This window comes from Pseudomonas sp. JAI111 (assembly GCF_024809425.1).
Classification (GTDB): Bacteria; Pseudomonadota; Gammaproteobacteria; order Pseudomonadales; family Pseudomonadaceae; genus Aquipseudomonas.
The window spans coordinates 794853-808382 of the sequence record NZ_JANUCB010000001.1 but is presented as its reverse complement, the minus strand read 5'-3'; the positions used below and the strand labels follow the sequence as shown (position 1 = coordinate 808382).

At 58.6% G+C, this 13530-nt stretch carries 13 protein-coding genes and 4 tRNA genes; 11 read left to right on the top strand and 6 right to left on the bottom strand.

The features are described 5' to 3' along the window. Window positions 1-23 precede the first annotated feature (23 nt). Window positions 24-773 carry an SDR family NAD(P)-dependent oxidoreductase gene (locus tag HNR03_RS03860; protein WP_222585326.1) on the bottom strand — a complete coding sequence of 250 codons (750 nt, stop codon included), beginning with the start codon at window positions 771-773 and terminating at the stop codon, window positions 24-26. A gap of 160 nt (window positions 774-933) precedes the next feature. Here HNR03_RS03860 and HNR03_RS03855 point away from each other — a divergent pair, with 160 nt between their 5' ends. From HNR03_RS03855 to HNR03_RS03840, 4 genes are all read left to right on the top strand, one after another. Next, window positions 934-1833, top strand: coding sequence for a LysR family transcriptional regulator (locus HNR03_RS03855; RefSeq protein WP_222585327.1), 900 nt, complete (start codon window positions 934-936; stop codon window positions 1831-1833). A gap of 35 nt (window positions 1834-1868) precedes the next feature. Next, complete coding sequence (locus HNR03_RS03850; protein ID WP_090181722.1) at window positions 1869-2180, top strand: cupin; 312 nt, start codon at window positions 1869-1871, stop codon at window positions 2178-2180. Window positions 2181-2284: 104 nt separating this feature from the next. Then, on the top strand, window positions 2285-3436 hold the full coding sequence (locus HNR03_RS03845; protein ID WP_259151018.1) for a TDT family transporter: 1152 nt from the start codon (window positions 2285-2287) through the stop codon (window positions 3434-3436). Between the two features lie 98 nt (window positions 3437-3534). Beyond that, entirely contained in the window at window positions 3535-5409 is a 1875-nt protein-coding gene (locus HNR03_RS03840) for an MFS transporter (RefSeq protein ID WP_259151017.1), read from the top strand. A 126-nt stretch (window positions 5410-5535) separates the two neighbouring features. Here the strand turns inward: HNR03_RS03840 and sugE are convergent, their stop codons facing one another. The 3 genes from sugE to rdgC all read right to left on the bottom strand — a co-directional run bounded on the left by sugE (window position 5536) and on the right by rdgC (window position 8001). Continuing rightward, on the bottom strand, window positions 5536-5850 hold the full coding sequence (gene sugE / locus HNR03_RS03835) for a quaternary ammonium compound efflux SMR transporter SugE (RefSeq protein WP_259151016.1): 315 nt from the start codon (window positions 5848-5850) through the stop codon (window positions 5536-5538). Window positions 5851-5969: 119 nt separating this feature from the next. Next, a complete protein-coding gene (locus HNR03_RS03830; RefSeq protein WP_222585331.1) occupies window positions 5970-6935 on the bottom strand; it encodes a bile acid:sodium symporter family protein in 966 nt (321 codons plus the stop codon). Window positions 6936-7080: 145 nt separating this feature from the next. Next, window positions 7081-8001, bottom strand: coding sequence for a recombination-associated protein RdgC (rdgC, locus tag HNR03_RS03825; protein WP_259151014.1), 921 nt, complete (start codon window positions 7999-8001; stop codon window positions 7081-7083). 161 nt (window positions 8002-8162) lie between these two features. Between rdgC and HNR03_RS03820 the strand changes: the two genes are divergently transcribed. The 4 genes from HNR03_RS03820 (at window position 8163) to HNR03_RS03805 (ending at window position 8693) form a co-directional block, all read left to right on the top strand. Further along, window positions 8163-8238 (top strand) — tRNA-Val (locus HNR03_RS03820). 18 nt (window positions 8239-8256) lie between these two features. Next, a tRNA-Asp gene (locus tag HNR03_RS03815) sits at window positions 8257-8333 on the top strand. A gap of 189 nt (window positions 8334-8522) precedes the next feature. Beyond that, window positions 8523-8598: transfer RNA gene (locus tag HNR03_RS03810), tRNA-Val, on the top strand. Between the two features lie 18 nt (window positions 8599-8616). Continuing rightward, window positions 8617-8693: transfer RNA gene (locus HNR03_RS03805), tRNA-Asp, on the top strand. An 86-nt stretch (window positions 8694-8779) separates the two neighbouring features. Here the strand turns inward: HNR03_RS03805 and HNR03_RS03800 are convergent. Both HNR03_RS03800 and HNR03_RS03795 read right to left on the bottom strand, forming a co-directional pair. Further along, window positions 8780-9913 carry a catalase family protein gene (locus HNR03_RS03800; RefSeq protein WP_259151012.1) on the bottom strand — a complete coding sequence of 378 codons (1134 nt, stop codon included), beginning with the start codon at window positions 9911-9913 and terminating at the stop codon, window positions 8780-8782. Then, entirely contained in the window at window positions 9910-11718 is a 1809-nt protein-coding gene (locus HNR03_RS03795; protein ID WP_259151010.1) for a cytochrome c, read from the bottom strand. The genes HNR03_RS03800 and HNR03_RS03795 overlap by 4 nt, the downstream gene beginning before the upstream one ends. Before the next feature lies 1 nt (window position 11719). On the opposite strand from HNR03_RS03795, the gene HNR03_RS03790 reads away from it, so the two are divergent. The 3 genes from HNR03_RS03790 (at window position 11720) to HNR03_RS03780 (ending at window position 13450) form a co-directional block, all read left to right on the top strand. Beyond that, window positions 11720-11974, top strand: a complete 255-nt coding sequence (locus tag HNR03_RS03790) for a hypothetical protein (protein ID WP_259151006.1) — start codon at window positions 11720-11722, stop codon at window positions 11972-11974. Between the two features lie 13 nt (window positions 11975-11987). Next, entirely contained in the window at window positions 11988-12701 is a 714-nt protein-coding gene (locus HNR03_RS03785) for an FKBP-type peptidyl-prolyl cis-trans isomerase (protein WP_222585335.1), read from the top strand. 293 nt (window positions 12702-12994) lie between these two features. Continuing rightward, a complete protein-coding gene (locus tag HNR03_RS03780) occupies window positions 12995-13450 on the top strand; it encodes a YkvA family protein (RefSeq protein WP_222585336.1) in 456 nt (151 codons plus the stop codon). The last annotated feature ends 80 nt before the right edge of the window (window positions 13451-13530 follow it).

Below are 13530 nucleotides of genomic sequence, written 5' to 3'. Positions count from 1 at the left end.
GCCGCGTTTTTAGTTGGCCGCGATCAGATCTGCGCGAACCCGCCATCCACAAACAGCTCGATCCCGTTGATAAAACTGCTGTCATCCGAGGCCAGGAATACGGCTGCTTTCCCCACTTCCGATGGTGTTCCAAGGCGACCAATCGGCACTTGGCTGGCCAGGAAATCGAGCAAGCCCTGCTGCTGATCCGGCGGTGCCAGTTCAGTCAGGCCAGGGGTGTGAATCGGGCCGGGGCTGATGACGTTCACGCGAATCCTGCGGGCTTTCAGATCCAGCAGCCATGAGCGGGCGAAGTTGCGTACCGCGGCTTTACTGGCGCTGTAAACGCTGAAATTTTCCGTGCCTTTGGTGGCGGTGGTCGATGCGGTGAGGATCACCGAACCGCCGTCCTTGAGCAGTGGCAGGGATTTCTGCACGGTGAACAGCAGGCCTTTGACGTTGACTCCGAAAATCCGGTCGAAATGCTCCTCGGTGATAGCGCCGAGCGGCAGCATGTCTCCGCCGCCAGCGTTGGCAAACACGATGTCCAGATGTCCGGCCTGTGCCTTGATTACTTCGAAAATCCGGTCCAGGTCGGAAAGGTTCGCCACGTCGCCCTGAATCCCGGTGATGTGGTGGCCGATGCTCTCGACCGCTGCATCCAGTTCCGCTTGACGGCGACCGGTGATGAAGACGGTGGCGCCCTGATCGACGAAGGCTTGAGCCGACGCCAGGCCGATGCCGGTGGTACCGCCTGTGATCAGTGCAATTTTGCCTTTCAGTGTGCTGCTCATGGTGTGAATCTCCGGTGAGTCGTGTAGGAATTTGCCGGCCAGGTTGTGCGCCGTTGAACAAACTCTATGCCCAAAGATTCGGTCGAAAAATCATCTGAATCGGGTTTGTTTGTACATGGCTGTGGACAATAATCAGGGCAAGTCGCCTTGAGGGTTTGTGATGAATCAATTATTGGCCATGCGTGTATTTGCCCGAGTCGTGCAGGCCGGCTCGTTTACCAAAGCCGCCGACTCGTTGAACCTGCCGAAAACCTCGGTCAGCAAACTGGTGGCCGAACTTGAAGAACACCTCGGTACGCGGCTGCTGCAGCGCACCACCCGCCGGCTCACCGTGACGGCGGACGGGATGTCTTATTACGAACGTGCCATGCAATTGATGGTGGAACTGGATGACCTGGACAACAGTTTCGCCAGCGCCCAAGGTCATCCGCGCGGCAAGATCCGCGTCGACGTCGGAGGCTCGGTGGCGACCCTTTTGATCATTCCCGCGTTGCCGGATTTCTACGCGCGCTATCCGGATATTCAGATCGACATGGGCGTCAGCGACCGGCCGGTGGACCTGATCAGCGAAAACGTCGACTGCGTTATTCGTGGTGGGCCGTTGACCGAGCTGTCCCTGGCTGCGCGACCGTTAGGGATGTCGTCATGGACCACCTGTGCATCGCCGCAGTATCTGCAGCGTTTTGGCCTCCCGACCGATCCGCGAGACCTCGAGAAAAATCATCACATCGTCAGTTACCACTCAGCCAGCACCGGGCGGGTGATGCCGGCGCGTTTCGAGCGTAACGGAGAAAAGCTGGAGGTCCGCGGGCCGGGAATTTTCACGGTCAATGAGAGCAATGCCCACCTGGCGGCCGGGGTGGCGGGGCTGGGGGTCATTCATACATTTACCTATACCGTGCGGGCGCACCTGCAGCGTGGAGAACTGGTGCCGATACTCCAGGACTGGCGGCCACCGCGGTATCCATTCCACGTCCTGTACCCGCCAAACCGGCATCAGAGTAATCGGGTGCGGGTATTTATCGACTGGCTGGCGCAGCTGTTCGCCGATATGGATTAGTCTTGGTGTCGCGACTCACATCAACGGAATGTCCCATGAAGATCATACGCAGCAAATCCTTCACCGCTGACCGTGCCTGGGGTGCGTTGGATATCGCCAACATGAACGGCATCACCACGCGTTTGCACTGGACCGATCAGCCCTACAAATGGCACGTCAATGACGGTCAGGAAGTGTTCGTGGTGCTGGATGGGCAGGTGCAGATGCGTTATCGCGAGGAGGGCGTGGAAAAGCAGGCGCTGCTGGAGGTTGGCGATATTTTCTACGCGTCTGTCGGCACCGAACACGTCGCTCATCCACTGGGCGCCGCGAGAATCCTGGTGATCGAATCCGAAGGCAGCGTCTGACGTATATCTACAAAACAGATAATAGTTAGAGATATTACCCGTTATATAGATATTCGATTCGGATCTACCATGAATTCCACCTCACAAGAGGAGAGGAATTCGCCATGACCTGCCCCAATAGCAACACCCTCGGTTTTAAACCGCTCAGCCATTTGCAGCACCCGCTCGAGGCCATCCGCCAATTCACCCCGAACTGGTTCGCCGCAACCATGGGCACGGGCGTGCTCGCATTGGCGCTGGCGCAACTGCCCGTTGCCATGCCCGGTCTGCGCGCGGTAGCCGAAGGTTTGTGGCTATTCAATATCCTGCTGTTCGCACTGTTTACCGCAGCCTATTCGGCGCGCTGGGTGCTGTTCTTTGATGAGGCCCGGCGGATTTTCGGTCACTCCACGGTATCGATGTTTTTCGGCACCATTCCCATGGGGTTGGCGACGATCATCAACGGCTTTCTGGTGTTCGGGTTGCCGCGCTGGGGTGACGGCGTGATCCATGTCGCTGAAGTGCTGTGGTGGCTTGATGTGGCCATGTCGTTGGCCTGCGGCGTGTTGATTCCCTACATGATGTTCACCCGCCAGGAACACAGCATCGACCAGATGACAGCGGTCTGGCTGTTGCCAGTGGTGGCCGCAGAGGTGGCGGCCGCCAGCGGTGGCTTGCTGGCGCCGCACCTGGCCGATGCCCATTCGCAACTGGTGATGCTGGTGACCAGCTACGTGCTTTGGGCGTTTTCCCTGCCGGTGGCGTTCAGCATTCTGACCATCTTGTTGCTGCGCATGGCGCTGCACAAATTGCCTCATGAAAACATGGCCGCCTCTAGCTGGCTGGCGCTCGGGCCGATTGGCACCGGGGCATTGGGCATGTTGCTGATGGGTGCCGATGCACCGGCCATCTTTGCCGCCAATGGCCTGCCGGGCATGGGTGAAATCGCTGCCGGGTTGGGGCTGGTGGCCGGCATCACGCTGTGGGGCTTCGGCTTGTGGTGGATGCTGATGGCGGTGCTGATCACCGTACGTTACTTGCGCGCCGGCATTCCGTTCAACCTCGGCTGGTGGGGCTTTACCTTCCCGCTGGGCGTCTATTCTCTGGCGACGTTGAAACTGGGCAGCACCTTGAACCTGACGTTTTTCAGTGTCTTTGGCTGCGTGCTGGTGGCGATGCTGGCGGTGATGTGGCTGATCGTCTCGAAACGGACCGTGCAGGGCGCGTGGCGGGGCGAGTTGTTTGTCTCGCCGTGCATTGCAGGATTAAACAAATAACCTGCAAAGATTAGGTAATGTGTGGCCTGGATCGACGTACGACATTCCAATAACAAATTCCACGCCACGCTTCACCTAACATCAGGGACACATGGAAGATGAGCCACCCCTCACAGTTCACTTTGCTTCGCACCCGGCGCTTCCTGCCGTTCTTCGTGACACAGTCCCTCGGGGCATTCAACGACAACATCTTCAAGCAGTCGTTGATCCTCGCCATCCTGTACAAGCTGACGATCGAGGGTGACCGCTCGATCTGGGTCAACCTCTGTGCGCTGCTGTTCATCTTGCCGTTCTTTCTGTTCTCGGCGCTGGCCGGCCAGTTCGGGGAAAAGTTCGCCAAGGACGCACTGATTCGCCTGATCAAGCTCGGGGAAATCGCCATCATGGCGGTCGGCGCCGTCGGCTTCCTGTTCGATCACCTGTCGCTGATGCTGGTGGCGCTGTTCGCCATGGGCACGCACTCGGCACTGTTCGGGCCGGTGAAGTATTCAATCCTGCCTCAAGCCCTGCATGACGAAGAGTTGGTGGGGGGCAACGGGCTGGTGGAAATGGGCACGTTTCTGGCGATCCTCGCCGGGACCATCGGCGCCGGCGTCATGATGTCGTCCAGTCATTACGCGCCTGTCGTTTCCACGGCGATCGTCGGTGTCGCGGTGCTGGGTTACCTGGCCAGTCGCAGCATTCCGCGGGCGGCGGCCTCATCGCCGCAATTGCGCCTGAACTGGAATATCTTCAGCCAGTCCTGGGCCACGTTGAAACTGGGCCTGGGGCAAACGCCCGCCGTGTCGCGATCCATCGTCGGCAACTCGTGGTTCTGGTTTGTCGGAGCGATTTATCTGACGCAGATCCCGGCGTATGCCAAAGAGTGGATGCACGGCGACGAAACCGTGGTGACGCTGATTCTGACGGTGTTCTCTGTAGGCATCGCCTTGGGCTCGATGCTCTGCGAGAAGCTCTCGGGGCGCAAAGTCGAGATCGGCCTGGTGCCGTTTGGTTCGTTCGGATTGACGGTGTTCGGCTTGCTGCTGTGGTGGCATTCCGGCGGTATTCCGGACAGCGTCAACGGTCATGGCTGGATCGAAGTCCTCGGTTTTGGCCACGCGTGGCTGGTGCTTGTCGACATCCTGGGGCTGGGGATTTTCGGCGGGTTCTACATTGTGCCGCTGTATGCGCTGATCCAGTCGCGCACTCCCGAGAACGAGCGTGCGCGGGTGATTGCCGCCAACAACATTCTCAACGCACTGTTCATGGTGGTCTCGGCGATTGTCTCGATTGTCCTGCTGAGCATGGTCAAGCTGTCGATCCCGCAGCTGTTTCTGGTGGTGTCGCTGCTGAACATCGGCGTCAACGCCTACATCTTCAGCATCGTTCCCGAGTTCAGCATGCGTTTCATGATCTGGCTGCTCAGCCATTCCATGTACCGCGTGGAGCATCGCAACCTGGAACTGATTCCCGATGAAGGCGCAGCATTGCTGGTCTGTAACCATGTGTCCTTTGTCGATGCGTTGCTGATTGGTGGCGCGGTGCGTCGGCCGATTCGCTTTGTGATGTATTACAAGATCTACAACTTGCCTATGCTGAACTTTATCTTTCGCACCGCCGGGACGATTCCAATCGCGGGACGTCAGGAAGACATTCAAATTTACGAAAAAGCCTTCAAGCGGATCGCTGAATATCTGAAGGATGGCGAGCTGGTGTGCATCTTCCCCGAAGGCAAGTTGACCGCAAACGGCGAGATCGACGAGTTCAAGGGCGGGCTGACGCGGATACTCGAAGAGACGCCGGTGCCGGTGATTCCGCTGGCATTGCAAGGATTGTGGGGGAGTTTCTTCAGCCGCGATCCGGGCAAAGGGTTGTTTCGCCGGTTGTGGTCGCGGGTGACGTTGGTGGCGGGGCCGGCGGTGGCGGTCGAGGCGGCGGAGCCGGCGAAGTTGCAGGCGATGGTTGGCGAGTTGCGCGGCACAGTTCGATAGTCGGTGACTGTCAGGGCCTCATCGCGGGCAAGCCCGGCTCCCACAGGGATTGATGGTGTGTCGACTATTTGCGACACAACACAGATCCAATGTGGGAGCGGGCTTGCCCGCGATAGCGGTAGTTGCCTACGCGCTGACCTTCAGGCCAATCAACCCGGCAACAATCATCGCCACGCTGGCCAGCCTGAACAACGCCATCGATTCGCCAAATAGAATGATCCCGGCGATCACCGTGCCCACGGCGCCCACTCCAGTCCAGATCGCATAGGCCGTGCCCAGTGGCAATTCCTTCATGGCAAGGCCCAGCAAGCCGAGGCTGATGGCCATGGCGGCGACAGTGAGTGCAGTCGGGAGAGGGCGGCTGAAACCGTCGGTGTATTTCAGGCCGACAGCCCAGCCCACTTCGAACAGACCGGCGAAAAACAGAATGATCCAGGACATGAGAGACCTCCATCGATTGACGGGGTCGTCCCCAGATTAATGACTCGATCGAGCCGCGAGGTCGTCCTCGCGTTGGGCGATAGAGTGCCCATCATTGATCCGGGGATCAAGTTTTCGGGTCAGTCCGCCGCCTGCTCAGCAGCGATTCTACGGTCTTCTTTTTCGCTCATGCGGCGGAAATACGTCGAGAGCAGCGCGCCCGAAATGTTGTGCCAAACGCTGAACAAAGCGCTAGGCACCGCCGCCAGTGGCGAGAAGTGCGCACTGGCCAGCGCGGCACCCAAGCCAGAGTTCTGCATGCCGACTTCCAGTGCCAGTGATTTGCGCTGTGCCAACGGCAGTTTGAACAGGCGTCCGGTGAAGTAGCCCAGCAAATAACCGAAGCTGTTGTGCAGCATCACCACGGCCATGATCAACAGGCCGGACTCGGCGATTTTTGCCTGGCTGGCGGCGACCACGGCGGTGACGATAATCACGATGCTCACCACCGAAATCAGCGGCAATACTTCCACCGCATGACGAACCCGGCTGCCGAGCAAGCGCTGGGCAACCACACCGAGCACAATCGGCAACAGCACCACTTGCAGGATCGACCAGAACAGCTCCATGAAGGACACCGGCAACCATGCCGAGGCCAGCAGCCAGATCAGTGCCGGCGTCAGCAGCGGAGCGAGGAGGGTGGTGACCGCTGCGATGGCTACCGACAACGCCAGATCGCCGCGAGCCAGCCAGGTCATGACGTTCGAGGAGGTGCCGCTTGGGCAGCAACCGACCAGAATCACGCCGACCGCAATTTCCGGCGGCAGGTGGAACGCCTGGCAGAGCAACCACGCCACACCGGGCATGATCACGAAATGTGCAACCACACCCAGGGCCACGCGCCACGGGTGGCGAGCGACTTCGGCGAAGTCTTCGAGTTTGAGGGTCAGGCCCATGCCGAACATCACCAGGCCCAGCAGTGGCACGATTGCGCCTTTCAGGCCGATGAACCAGGTTGGTTGCAGAAAGGCCACAACCGCGAAAATCAGCACCCAGTAAGCGAAGGTGTTGCCGACAAAACGACTCAATGCAGCCAGTGCGCGCATGGTCTGATCCTTTTTATTAAGTAGCACCACAAAACAACTGTGGGAGTGAGCCTGCTCGCGATGGCGGAGTGTCAGTCAACTCAATGTTGATTGTCAGGCCCTCATCGCGAGCAGGCTCGCTCCCACAGTAGAGATCAACAGCCTTTTAGATCCCCTGCGGGCTCTCTTCACCGCCCAACGCTTCAACCAGCGCCGGCAGGAAGTCGCCGAACGTCAGCATCATCAGGGTGAAGCTGGCGTCCAGTTGGCCGAGGGCTTCTTCGCCGCCGTCCTGTTCCGCCTGGTCTTGCAGCAAGTCTTCGAACTTCAGGCGCTTGACCACCATCTTGTCGTCGAGGACGAAAGACAGCTTGTCTTGCCAGGCCAGCGACAGCTGAGTGACCACTTTGCCAGTGCTCAGGTGCAGCTGGATTTCTTCGCTGGTCAGGTCCTGACGCTTGCAACGCACGATGCCGCCGTCTTCGTGGGTGTCGCGCAGCTCGCACTCGTCCAGCACAAAGAAGTCGTCCGCGGCTTTCTGGGTGGTGACCCATTCGGTCATGGTGGCGGTCGGCGACATTTTCACGGTCAACGGACGTACCGGCAGTGTGCCGATCACTTCGCGCAAGGTGGAAAGCAGGTCTTCGGCACGTTTCGGGCTGGCCGAGTTGACCAGGATCAGGCCCTGTTTCGGCGCAATGGCGGCGAAGGTCGACGAGCGACGGATAAAGGCGCGCGGCAGGAACGCCTGGATGATTTCATCCTTGATCTGGTCGCGTTCCTTTTTATAGACCTTGCGCATTTGCTCGGCCTCGATCTCTTCGACCTTTTCCTTCACCGCGTCACGCACGACGCTGCCCGGCAAGATGCGCTCTTCCTTGCGGGCGGAGATCAGCAGGAAATCGCCGCTGACGTGCACCAGCGGAGCATCTTCGCCTTTGCCGAATGGCGCGACGAAACCGTAGGTGGTCAACTCCTGGCTTGCACATGGACGCGCCTGTTTGGTGGCCAGTGCAGTTTCCAACGCCTCGGCATCAAAAGGCAGATCTTGGGTCAGGCGATAGATAAGCAGGTTTTTGAACCACATGGGGTGAGTCTCTCCTTATATACAAAGGGGGGCATTATTCTCTTAGCGAAGCCATAGGCCAACCCTTCGCTAAGCCTTTGGAAGGCCTGAGAAAATTATTTAAAAAAGTGCTTGCCACAGATGTGGTCGCTCCGTAGAATGCGCGCCACACCGAAAGTGAAGGGTGATTAGCTCAGCTGGGAGAGCGTCTGCCTTACAAGCAGAATGTCGGCGGTTCGATCCCGTCATCACCCACCATTCGCTTTAGTGTTACGCGCAGCGGTAGTTCAGTCGGTTAGAATACCGGCCTGTCACGCCGGGGGTCGCGGGTTCGAGTCCCGTCCGCTGCGCCATATTCGGTAACCTGGAACGCTGAACGCCAGGTCACCACGGAAAAGCCCGCTTAACGCGGGTTTTTTTCTGCCTGTTGTTCCTGCAGGGTGTGTCGTTTCATTGGTTTTCAGATTTTTTTAATAAATTTATTAATTAAATCAACACTTTATGAAAATCTGTGGCACAATGCGCCCCGCAACGAAGGTAAAGGGTGATTAGCTCAGCTGGGAGAGCATCTGCCTTACAAGCAGAGGGTCGGCGGTTCGATCCCGTCATCACCCACCACTACTTTCAATGTTACGCGCAGCGGTAGTTCAGTCGGTTAGAATACCGGCCTGTCACGCCGGGGGTCGCGGGTTCGAGTCCCGTCCGCTGCGCCATATTCGGTAATCTGGAACGCTGAACGCCAGGTCACCACGGAAAAAGCCCGCTTTATGCGGGCTTTTTGCTGTCTGGGATTTGGGTTTTATTGTTCGGCGTTACGGCTGTGGCGGTAATCACTCACGGCTTCATACACCGCTTTGCGCAGGCGGTTGATACCGCCAATCGGTCGATGCGCCTCCAGCCCGAACCACGGATTGAACGACTGGTTGTCACATTGCAGGTTCAGCGACGGCGTGTCGAAATCCTGTGCAGGTAGCGTGATCCGCGCCACGGTCTGGAATGGCGCATCGTTTTCCTGCCACTCGATACTCGTATCTTCAATCGGCATGTACCGGCGTGGATCCTGTCGCTGGATCTGCAAGACGAAGCACGCCGGCACCCGATCCGTCGACAACTGCTGATTCAACGCCGCGCGCAGAAAATTCGGCAGCTTCTGGTTTTGAGCGGGCAGGGCGTAAGTCGGGCAGCTGTCAGGATTTGGCGCTACGCGGAACTTGGCATTGGCTTCACCGAACTTGTAGGGCGAAACCGAAAAGTACGTGGTCTGCGTCGGGCTTTGCGGGGCGGGTGAGAGTGTCGCCAAGGCAATAAACAGATGGCGAACCTGCCAAGTGCGCGGATCCCGGCCAGGGAAGAACGCCATCAACGTCTTGCCGTCTGCCTGGGCGGCCACATTCTGCCGGTATTCGGCGACCTCGCTGACGAAGAAATTCGGATGGCTGAACATCACGAAGTCCTGCTCATGCCGACTCTGCTGATCGTCCAGCAGTTGTTTGCCCGACACATCCATCAGCTTGATCGCCATGCCGCGTGCATCGCGGATGCTGTCGAATTGCGGGTAGGCATTGCCGTTGGACAGCCGCACTGTCGCTTGCCAGGTTTTCCCGGGTTCGCTGAACACACCCTGACGCAGTTCACTCGCCAGATCCGGTAGCACCTGAACCTCGGCTTTCACGCAGCCATGGGCCTTTGCATGCGCATCGCGCAGGTAGCGAGTGCTTTCACGGTGCTGATCGACAATGCGCACGGCGGTCTGAATGATGTCCTGAGTCATCGCCGTTTCGCCGTCTGGAATCAACTCTTCAGCCGAGACCGGTCCTCTGTGCTGCCAAGCGAACCATGCCGTGGCCAGTGCCCAGCCGAGCAATCCAAGGCCCAGCAAACACAACAGGGATTTGCCGAAAAATGCGCCAAGGCGCATCCAGAGTCTGCTCATGGCAATTGTGCCTCCAACGGGCCGCCCAACACTTTCAGATACTCCAGCAGCGCCCAGCGCTCCTGGGGTTGCAGCAGACGCCCAATCACGCCATTGCCACGCTTGCCGGCACGGAATTCGTGGCCGCTGTTGTGATTGCCGGTGATGCGCGTGTCGAACACGAAACCGTTGCTGAAAGCCTCGGTGCGATACCCCAGGTGCTTGGGGTCGTACTCGAACGTGCCTTTATAGAAGGTCGTCGCGCGTTCATCCTGGGGCGAGAGCAACTGATAAAGGCTTGGCACCGAACCGTTGTGCAGAAATGGCGCCGTTGCCCAGATACCGGCCAATGGCCGAGCCTTGTAGGCGCGCATTTCACGCACGCCGATCGGCAGGCCGAAGCCGTTCATGGCGGGTTGCTGGGCGAGAGGGATGTTCGCGTCGAGGTAGGCCCGCTTGCCGACGAAAGCGGTGATGTAGGCCAATCCTCTGGCTGACGAGAGCTTGCTCAAGTCCAGTGGTTCGGTGGGCGTTGGCTGCAACTGGACATCCAGTTTCGCCAGTTCCGCCGGGTCCCATTGCAACGCGCTGAGGTCGAAGCGATGGTCGGCAATGTTGTTGGCCGCGCCGGGATCTGTGCCGATGTAGTCCACCGGCAGCATTTTCAGGTGCTGCACCCAGCGCCCGTCACTTTGCACCGATCGCGGTACGTGGCAACCGGCGCAGTTTTGGCTGAACAATTCGCGCCCTTGAGCCGCCAGAGGCTTATCGACCGCTCCCAACAGCGCTTCCGGCCAGACGGGTGGCTTGAGCCGTTGCAGGGTTTGTTCGATCAGGTGCAAATCGTGCAACCGCACACTGGAGGGGTAGCGATTGTCTCCTTTGAGCGGTTGGCCATCGGCGTCGAAGAGGTTCAGCGTGGCCCCGACCCCCAGTGCCTCGCCGATATTGCGGGCCATCGGTTGCTGCGCCGAACCGTTCCATTGCACCCAGTCAAACGTCCACATGTCCCACAGTTGCGGATAGTCCACAGGGGCGTTGGCTACACGGTAATTGCGGGGCGAAATCGCGTCACCGAAGCTGGCGTTGGCAATACGCCCAAAAGCGTCGGTGCGGCCAGGGCCTTCCTCGGTTGGATAAAGTCCACGATGGGTGTCGTTCCAGGCGACCTTCACGAAGGTATCGAGCGAGGCTTTGAAGTCCTTGCGCAGTTGTTGGCGCCGGGTGTCGTAGTCGTCGCCCAGCACGTTGCGTGCGAAACGTTCGAATTTCCAGGGGGTGTAATACGTCGAGGCCAAACTTGCCACCAACGCTTGCCCGAAACTGCCACCGCGCAATGTCGGAACGCTGGAAGGCAAGACATGCTGCGCCGAGCCGCCGTCGATGCGCACGGCCTGGCCGTTGAAGCGCAATTCCCCGGTGTGGCAGGCGGCGCAGGTGATGTCCAGATACTCTTCCTGGCTGCCAGGTTTTTTATGTCGGGCAAACCCCACCGGCAAGTTGCCGGGGTTGTCTGGCGTGGCCTTCTGCTCAGGGTCAATCAGAAAACCAAAACGTGCGAGGTATTCGGGAGCGGCGAATCGTTGTGACGAGAAGGGCAGTTCAAGGGCCCTGAACCAGTCATAACGCAACCCTTTGACCTCGGTGCCCTGGGGTGTGAAGTAGAAAACCTGACGGTCAGCGTCGCTCCACTGGTCCAGGTAGTGCACCTGCCGGGCGGGTGATTCCGGCGGCAATTTCGGATTGGCGACGAAGTACAGCACCACGGCCAGGCCCAGGCCCAGCAACACTCCAAGCAGAGCCAGCAAACGGAATAAGAGGCGCAAGATGAACATCCTTGTCGATTTACTGGCTCTCTTATGCCTCAGCGTCCAAGGTGGCGGCAAGTGGCCATTACGCCAGATGCTGGGGGATCCAGCAGCATCCGGTGGGCGTGAGATGACAGAAGCTTCATCTTTGCATTGGGGAAATGCGTTAAAACACCTGAACTTATCGGATGTTTCCTGCTCTCATGCCGGTAGCCATTGGTCGTGGCCGCCTGATAAGCTCGCGGCTTTACTCGATTGCCCTTTAGGCGCATGAACAAGGAAATAGCATGAAACAGCATCGGTTGGCGGCGGCGGTGGCCCTGGTTAGCCTGGTACTTGCGGGTTGTGATTCGCAGACCAGCGTAGAGCTGAAAACCCCGGCGCAAAAAGCTTCCTACGGGATTGGCCTGAACATGGGCAAGAGCCTGGCTCAGGAAGGCATGGATGACCTCGACTCCAAAGCCGTAGCCCAAGGCATCGAAGATGCCGTCGGCAAGAAAGAACAGAAACTGAAGGACGACGAACTGGTTGAAGCCTTCGCAGCGCTGCAAAAGCGTGCTGAAGAGCGCATGGCCAAAATGAGCGAAGAGTCGGCTGCTGCCGGCAAGAAATTCCTCGAAGACAACGCCAAGAAAGCCGGTGTCACCACCACAGCTTCGGGCCTGCAATACGAAGTGGTCAAGAAAGCCGACGGCGCACAGCCTAAGCCGACTGACGTAGTGACCGTTCACTACACCGGCAAGCTGACCAACGGCACCGTATTCGACAGCTCCGTCGAGCGTGGCAGCCCGATCGATCTGCCGGTCAGCGGTGTGATTCCGGGTTGGGTTGAAGGCCTGCAACTGATGCACGTTGGCGAGAAGTACAAGCTGTACATCCCTAGCGAACTGGCTTACGGCGCACAAAGCCCGAGCCCGGCGATTCCAGCCAACTCGGTGCTGGTATTCGACCTGGAACTGCTGGGGATCAAAGATCCAGCAAAAGAAGACGCTGCCAAGTAATACGCGTCCGCTCCAAAAACAACGCCTCGCTATATGCGGGGCGTTGTTGCATCTGGCGTTCAGCAAGGGTAAACAAAGCGAACGGATGCCACACAGTGCAGTCATAGCCATTGAGACGCCATCGCTAGCCGCGCTGGAGCGCCAAGTCAATGAAATCTTGGGTTTTTTTATGTGAGTAAAAAACGCCCGATCTGAGTTGAGGCCTTATGAAACGGGGCTTTCAGCCGTGAAAAATAGCTCTGTTCACAAGGTTATCCACAATTTGTGTGGATAACATTTCAGTCGGAGGAATGATGAAAGCACCCTGGAATTTCGAGCGTTTCCTGCCCCTCGCCGGACGCCTGCTTGCCCGGGGCCGTTTGCCGACCCTGTTGTTCGCTGTCGCCAGCAAAGGTGCAAGTCAGGGCAACCGACTGGGCAAGCTCAAAGACGATTTGCGCTTGTTGCAGGCGCTCTGCCTGGCGTACTGGCGCGGCGAGTACCGCGCCATCAGCCCGAAGGCGATGATCTCGGTGGTGGCCGGCCTGATGTACTTCCTCAGCCCGGTGGATGCGATCCCGGATTTCATCCCGGTATTTGGCATGCTCGATGACATCGCCGTGCTGGCCTGGCTGATGAAAGTTCTCGACGATGAACTCAATGGCTTTCGCGCCTGGCGCAATCGTCAGCAGCCGGAGAAGCTTGCGGTGGTCGAACGTCTCCCTGACACTCCCGAACAACTTCGGCTACAAGGACCGAAAAAAGCATGATTTGATGGGACATCGTCCCTATTTCATGCCCCCGCGCGACCTTGGCCGCTGTTAGGATTACACTTCTAGGGAAAAGTGCC